Consider the following 554-nt stretch of genomic DNA (forward strand, 5'->3'; position numbering starts at 1 on the left):
CCAGCAGTTCCTCGAAACCACGCAGCCCGCGCTGGCGGCGCTGGCGCGCGCCATCGACCGCGCGCGCATCGCGAAGGACGAGATCGCCGGGCCGCTACGCATCGTCGCGCCGAAATACTCGTTCCTGCCGGTGCTCTGGCCGCTGGTCGACGAATTCTGCCGGCGCCATCCCGGAATCCAGCCCGACGTGACGCTCGACGATCGCATCGGCAACTGGGCGCGGGATCGCATCGATGTCGGCTTCCGCATCGGCACCACGCTGGAGGACGAGCTCACCGCGCGCCGCCTGTTCGCCCTGCAACTGATCGTCTGCGCGGCGCCGGCCTACCTGGCCGCGCACGGCGCGCCGGCTTCGATCGAGCAGCTCGCCTCGCATCGCTGCAGCGTGTTCCGCCATCCCGGCAGCGGCCGCGTGCTGCCCTGGCTGCTGCGGGTCGGCGACGAGGTGATCCGACATGAGCTGCCGCCGATGCTGTCGACCAACGATGCGCAACTGGAAACCGAGGCGGTCCTGTCGGGGCAGGTGATCGGGCGGTTGTCGGGCCTGTCGGCGG

General features: G+C 70.8%; 1 protein-coding gene. It reads left to right on the plus strand.

All coding sequences use genetic code 11. The features are described from left to right. Window positions 1-554: substrate binding domain-containing protein (locus tag HWY05_RS37670; RefSeq protein ID WP_244146811.1), on the plus strand; the 554-nt coding region annotated here is incomplete at both ends.

It is taken from the genome of Paraburkholderia sp. BCC1876 (assembly GCF_902833695.1).
GTDB lineage: Bacteria > Pseudomonadota > Gammaproteobacteria > Burkholderiales > Burkholderiaceae > Paraburkholderia.